The 6,341-nt window shown below is 52.5% G+C and carries 3 protein-coding genes and 2 pseudogenes; 2 read left to right on the top strand and 3 right to left on the bottom strand.

The window, feature by feature from the left end:
* Window positions 1-138 precede the first annotated feature (138 nt).
* Together METMK1DRAFT_RS15265 and METMK1DRAFT_RS15255 are read left to right on the top strand one after the other, a co-directional pair.
* A pseudogene (locus tag METMK1DRAFT_RS15265) lies at window positions 139-1,244 on the top strand (transposase).
* A gap of 363 nt (window positions 1,245-1,607) precedes the next feature.
* Window positions 1,608-2,429: a hypothetical protein gene (locus METMK1DRAFT_RS15255; protein ID WP_009075878.1), complete on the top strand. Its 822-nt coding sequence runs from the start codon at window positions 1,608-1,610 to the stop codon at window positions 2,427-2,429.
* A 10-nt stretch (window positions 2,430-2,439) separates the two neighbouring features.
* On the opposite strand, the pseudogene METMK1DRAFT_RS19755 reads toward METMK1DRAFT_RS15255, so the two are convergent.
* The 3 genes and pseudogenes from METMK1DRAFT_RS19755 to METMK1DRAFT_RS15245 all read right to left on the bottom strand — a co-directional run bounded on the left by METMK1DRAFT_RS19755 (window position 2,440) and on the right by METMK1DRAFT_RS15245 (window position 6,169).
* A pseudogene (locus tag METMK1DRAFT_RS19755) lies at window positions 2,440-2,628 on the bottom strand (hypothetical protein).
* 336 nt (window positions 2,629-2,964) lie between these two features.
* Window positions 2,965-5,286 (bottom strand): protein kinase domain-containing protein, encoded by a 2,322-nt coding sequence (locus tag METMK1DRAFT_RS15250; protein ID WP_009075876.1) that lies wholly within the window; start codon window positions 5,284-5,286, stop codon window positions 2,965-2,967.
* Between the two features lie 391 nt (window positions 5,287-5,677).
* Window positions 5,678-6,169 carry a hypothetical protein gene (locus tag METMK1DRAFT_RS15245; RefSeq protein WP_009075874.1) on the bottom strand — a complete coding sequence of 164 codons (492 nt, stop codon included), beginning with the start codon at window positions 6,167-6,169 and terminating at the stop codon, window positions 5,678-5,680.
* Window positions 6,170-6,341 lie beyond the last annotated feature (172 nt).

The following is a 6,341-nucleotide window of genomic DNA, read 5'->3' as shown; positions in this document are numbered from 1 at the left end:
GCGGTTCTTTGGGTGTAATCCCGAGGATAAACTACAGATCACTACAGCAGTTATGGGAATCTTAGGGAGGTAATACCAAGAACTCGGTATTAGCGAGAAGTTTTTAATTTTCGACGTCGTCCCGCTGAAAAGATGTAGATGACGAACAGAAAGGGACAGGTCGAACTGGCTAAGGAGGATCTGATCAAGGCGGTCAACCAGGTCCTGGGCATAGTGAGGAGGAACGGGAGGAGCAGGAAGGTCGGGTTGGCACTCGTCTTGATGGTCCTGCTAGGTGGGAGGTCCAGCGTGAGGAACGCGGCCGAGACGTTCGGGTTGGACTACGCGAACCTGCTGGAGGCGTTGGGGGAACTCGACGACGCGTGGAGGGACTACCTGGAGGTCCTGTCGGGGCTGGTGAAGGGTGAGGTGGCCGTAATCATAGACGACACCGTGGACCACAAGGAGTACTCCAGGGGGAAGGACGTGAGCCCCCACGGGAACTACTGGATCTACTGCCACGCCCACGGGAGGTTCGAGAGGGGCGTGCAGCTCCTCACGGTCGCCATAGTGGACCTCTCCACGGGCAGGGCGTTCATGGTGGGAGCCTTCCCCTACGCCGTGAGGAAGATGTTGGACTTGGGGATGGTCACCGAGTTCAAGACCAAGATCGAGATGGCCAGGGAGATGTTGGACGTGCTCAAGGGGTACTTCCGCGTGTCCAGGGTCGTCTTCGACTCGTGGTACTGGTCAGAGAAGCTGGTGAAGGAGAACGTGGTGTCTGAGCTCAAGTCCAACCGGAGGCTCCTCAGGGTCGAGTCGGTCCAGGGGACCCTCGAGGAGGTGGAGGGACACCTCCGAGTGGGGGACCTACCCCCCGGAGTCTACTACGCCGACCTGACCCTGGGAGCCCAAGCGATTACAGTAAAGTTGCTAGTCCGGGAATATAAACGTGACTCCGGGACACACGTGAAGTACCTCTACACCACCGACCTCTCGTTCAGCGAGGAAGTCGAGGAGGCCTGGAGGATGAGGTGGGAGATCGAGGACCTCCAAGGGACGTCAAGGCCCTGGGACTGGAGGACTCCTCGTTCTGGAGGAGGGAGAGGCTCCAGGGCTACCTCGCGATCTTCACCATCATGACCAACGTCGTCAGGGAGCTGGTGGGGGCTCTTAACCTGAGGAGCGTGGAGGCGTTCCTCAGGTTCGTTGAACGTCATTTAGGCGGACCACCTGGGCTGATGAAAATCTTTAAGTTACGTTAAAGTCCCATAACTGCTGAACAAATGTTAATGTGTCTCAAATACCGTGTATGAGACTCAGTGCAGTTCGGGTCGAAGGACCCCCATGATGTACATACCGCAAAGCTTGGTAGGTGGTTGAGGGCTAAGTCCCTACACTGAATCATGATTACATAAAACTACTGACAGTCATCATGGGATTTTCCCTTGAGTACCGCCCTGTAATCTAGACTAATCCCAATAATTGCTGTCAGTGAAATGAAAGTGTAGGGACAAACGGACAAAAGGATGAACATGCAAGCGTTAGTGATGGGCTGATCGTTCCCGGGAGAACGAAGGCTCTCAAACCTTTGCAAGAGTTTTTTAACCATAACCCTCCCTCTCCACATGGACTCAAAAAAGATTGCTCTGATAATTGTCGTGGTCGTCCTTGCAGTTGTGGCAATATACTTCGTGGCAAGGAACATGAACGTTGTAGCGACAACACAGGGGGTCTATCTCCCCACACAGGACCAGTTGTCCCAGGCTTCACCAGGCTGGAAGTTGATCTCCCTGGGGGAGGTCAACGACACCTTCGTGGTTCAACAGACCTTCCCTGGGGCCGACTCCTATTATCAGGAGTATATCCTGTCTCCCACCTCTAACCAGACCGCGGTAGCCATAACAGTGGTACATTACCCCGGATCCCCTCAGGTCCCCAACCTCTCCCTCCCCCACTACCTCATCAACCACTATCTAATCCTAGTCAACGTGACCGGAAATTCCTCCCCCGTGGACTTGGCGAAGTTCCTGAATCTGGAGGTTCAGGTCATGATGGGAAGGAACGGAACACAGGTCAAGATTCCCCCCTACATGTATCCCAGCAGTAAGGGTCTGAACCTAGTCCAGTACTACGTGCTCAACGTCACTTCCCCTGAGGGTAACTTCACACAGTACTCGGAATACCTCCTGGGGAACAGCAGCTCAGTAAACGTCGCTGTCCTAACAGGTCAGGACGCGACCCAACTTTACAACTACCTGTACGGCACGACCGGGCACCTAGCAATCAACGGGACTCTATCTGGTTATCGTTACTTCAACCTCACCGTGAACAGTACCTTCTCGTCAATCTACTATAACGTAGGACTAAAGGGGAATAACGTAGTTCTAGTTCAGGCTCAAGGTCAGCCAGCCTTCAACATCTTCCAGTATGTTATGGAGAGAGTTTGATGAAGGGTGTTTATCCGTGGCGTAACTTATCCTTTAGTCACTTCTAATTCCGCCACGGGCACCCCTCTTAAGGGATCATAACGGTCACCCTTAAGTCCTTGGGGCTAGTCGAGGGAAACTTCAATACCCTCCCATCCAATCACTCTCATCCTCGTGAGCAGTGCCCGTCATCGGTTGGGAGATCATCAGTAAAAACTATTTGTAATACTACATGAACATTACTTAATCAAAACGATATTTATAAAATTAAAAATAACTAGTAGTTACGTAGAAGCGTTACATTCTCGGGTTCACTTCTCGTTGTGGACCTTTGTAATTTTTTGTTGATAAAGGATGACCTCTCACTCCATGTGGGCTATGCCCAAAAGGGTGGGAGTGATCTGGGATGTGAGTCCCTTGCCGTTGGGCTCTAAGGAGTCCCGTGACTTACCTTGAGGTCGGGTAGGTGGTTGAGGGCTAAGTCCCTACACTGAATCATGATTGAACATAAAATGAGCGAAATGAAAGTGTAGGGACAAACGGAGCTCAGGATCTCCTACACCGTGTACCTGGGCTCCAACTTCCTCAGTATTACCTCCAACTCGGTTATCACTTGATGGGCTGCCGGTCTCCTCTCTGGGTCTGGGTTCACCAGTTCCCTTATTACCTTGACCAACCCTGGATCTACGCCGGGCAAGTTCAGGGAGGAGTAAAACCTGGCATAAGTCTCCTTCGCCTTCTCCAGGTAGGTCTTGAAATCTCCCCTCCTGAAGAACTGCTCTACGGCGTCGTCCATGTACTTGACTACCTCAGGCGGGTTCATGGAGCCCAAGGTTAGCATCTTATACATGGTGGCCCCTAGAGCGTACATGTCCATCTTAACGTTAGCCCCCTTCCCTGAGAGCATGGCCTCAACCTGATCCACCGGGCAGTACTCTGGGGTGTACTGATCGAGCCTGTCTCCCACCCTCTTTGAGGCCCCCAGGTCACCCAGCTTAGCCTTAACCCTACCGGTCAGGAGGTTACTGAACACTTCTTCCCCAGTCCTCCCCGGAGGGGAGGAGAAGAAGATGTTCCTAGTCTTCACGTCCAGGTGTACGTAACCCTCCTGATGAATCACAGACAACGCCCTGGCCACCCTCAGGGATATGAAGGTCACAACGCTCTGCCACTTCCTGGAGTTCACCACTGCCCCTTCCCTGAGGAGCCCCTCCACGTCACCCCCTCCCATGAACTCCATGACTATTGCCGGAGGTGACTTGAGGTAAGTCTCCACCTTGCCCGTCAGGATCTCCCTTATGGCGGTCTGGTCTACGAAGACTCCGTAGAGGGTGACCATGTCCTCAGTCTTGCTGGATATTTCCTGTAACTTTGATGACTCCCCCGCCGTGTCCAGGAAGGTTAGTCTGCTAGCCCTAGTCCTCTCCTTGGAGGAACTCGATATCATAGGTACCTTGATGGCATATTGCCTGCCTCCCCTCTCCGCCAGGAGGACGTACGCGTTTCCTCCCTTACCCACGAGCTTCACCACCTTGTACCCGTACAGTTCCCTGTTGATCCAGAGGTTGGGATCCCACCCCGAGAGTGACGGTAAGTTCAACGGCTCCTCCTTACCCTGGGTTAGGGAGGCAAGTATCTTCCTCGCCACGTCCCTAGTCCTCTCGTCCTGGGACTTCGCTAGGACTAGTCCGGCGAGTTTCTCAGAGGAGTCCCTATCCGCCTTCTGGAGGGCCAGGAGGAGCTGGTTAACCCCTGTGGGTATTCTTCCGGTGTAGAGGACACAGTCTGTCACGCCCTTGAGGTGTTGACATGTCTCTAAGCTCAGAGTATACCTCTCCAGCAACCAGAGGGCCAGGACACAGTTCTTGTTCCTGGAAGCTTCACAGAAAAGCTGGGAGGGGGAGATGCCCACGGAGTTGAGAAAGTCCACGAATCTCTTAGCTTGGGAGTGCCTGTTCTCCTTGATTGCCTCCACCAACTTGGACTTAACCTTGTCTGGATCAGTGAGGCCTCGGGGTATCACGGAACCCCCAGAGGCTGTAAAGACCAGGGCCTCCCCTGATCCCAGGAGGAAGAGGAGTGCCGAGATGGTCAGTGAGACGGTAGAGGTGAGGAGTCCGAATTGTAGGGGTTTAGCCTTAACCTTTGGGAGGAGCGAGAGCGGTAAGCTAACCAGGGAGATCAGGTTCAGGAGGGTAGGGAAGGGAGGATAACCGAGGAACAGAAAGACGGGGGTCGTCAGGATGGGGATAGAAGGGAAGGTGAGCCCAACGGAACGTAGGGAAGAGTAGGGTTTCTGATAGTAGGAGGAGGAAAGGAAGACGTAACCCACCAGGAGTAGGAAACCGGAGAGGAACCAGTGCCTGCCCTCCAGGGTTGAAAGCTCCTGAACTAGGATCGAGTACGGAAATAGACCCCTCTCGAGAGAGGAGAGGAGGGAGAGGAAACTGCTCTCCCCGAGGTACAAGAGGGAGAGCAGACCCAAAGACACCAGGTAAAGTGGGAGGGAGAGGGCCAGGCTCTTCCATCCCCAGTTCTGCCTGGCAAGGAGTGTGGAGGAGATCAAGACCAAAAGGACGAAGAGGAAGTCCACACCCACTTGTAACTGACCCTGTAACCTCGGGAAAAGGAGCACCTGTACTGAAGACACAGACCACAGGGAGAGGGCCAATCCGTAGGCCTTGAGCGAGTGCCTCAGGGAGGCCAGAGAGATGAGGAAGACGAAGGAGAGGAGGTAAGGGCTCCGGAAGGGGTTGGGAAGGAAGGGGAGATCAAGATTGAGGATCCTGGAGATGTAAGGGGAAACGAAGAGAATCGCTTCGGCCACGACCAAAACCTTGAGACCGTAGGACCACTTGGCCAGAGTGGAGTAACGCATATGATGGTTTATCATCGTCTGTTTATAAAAGAGGGGGGTGGGGAGATCAGATTTTCTCAAGAGCAGTTGTAAAACAGTTTCCGCTAAACCGTAAATCCCTTTTTGTTTATCTTAACGGGGGCTGAGGGGAATGAACGGGTCAACTGCGACACAGGTGAAGCCCAAGGGCTGAGGATTGATGAAACGAACGACAACCTTGCCCCTTCTAGGGTCGGGTAAAGTCTTTAACTTAAGGGTACCACTTCTCTCTAACAGCAGTTTCGTGACTTTCCCTTAATTACCGCCCCTTTTTCAAGGGAAATCTAATAACTGCTATCTCTAAGATGCCCTCCTCTGGTCAACTCTCAGGATATGAGGAGCGGGAGCCGAAACCCTGTTAAGTTAAAACTTACTATTGTCCACGACGGAGGTCGAACTCTAACATCGCGACGAGTTCATGTATCTGCCCTTGGGAGAGGTGTCCTCCGAAGTATGTCAGGTCTACCTCGCCATAACCCCTGTGAACTATCAGGATAGTGTCGTTGGTGCCGTTCACTACCTGAGTGTAGTTGGAGGGAACCACGTCCTTGAGCTCTAGGTATACCACCAAGAGGTGATATCCGTTACCTTCTACCTCCTCCACAACTCCTCCCTTAACCTGGGAGGGGAGGTACACTCCTAGGAAGTCGTAAGCTGGGATTGACAGTCCTCCCAGAGTCTTCAGGACCGGGGTTCCGTTGCTGATCTCTATCACGCCACTGGAGTTCAATATCTTACCTGGACCGAAGATCTCGTTTATGGAGCTCTGGTTCAACGGGAGGGACGGAGTTGAGAGACCGTGAAGCAGAATGAGAGCTAAGACCAGGATCAGTAAGGCGAGGGGAAATAGGTATAGCCTCCTCATGAGAGGGAAGTAATATTCCCGGAATTAAACTCTATCTAAAGATATTCTAGCAAACTCTCGTGGGGGGGTAGACTGTAACGCTTCTACGTAACTACTAGTTATTTTTAATTACTTCTAAATATCGTTTTGATTAAGTAAGTAATGTTCATGTAGTATTACAAATAGTTTTTAC

Origin of the sequence: Metallosphaera yellowstonensis MK1 (assembly GCF_000243315.1) — an archaeon.
GTDB classification, from domain to species: Archaea; Thermoproteota; Thermoprotei_A; order Sulfolobales; family Sulfolobaceae; genus Metallosphaera; species Metallosphaera yellowstonensis.
This window is presented reverse-complemented; position numbering and strand designations above follow the sequence as displayed.

Excerpts from the sequence above, each read along its gene's own strand:
- METMK1DRAFT_RS15255 (WP_009075878.1), top strand. The coding sequence starts at position 1,608 with ATGGACTCAAAAAAGATTGCTCTGATAATTGTCGTGGTCGTCCTTGCA.
- METMK1DRAFT_RS15250 (WP_009075876.1), bottom strand. The coding sequence starts at position 5,286 with ATGCGTTACTCCACTCTGGCCAAGTGGTCCTACGGTCTCAAGGTTTTG.
- METMK1DRAFT_RS15245 (WP_009075874.1), bottom strand. The coding sequence starts at position 6,169 with ATGAGGAGGCTATACCTATTTCCCCTCGCCTTACTGATCCTGGTCTTA.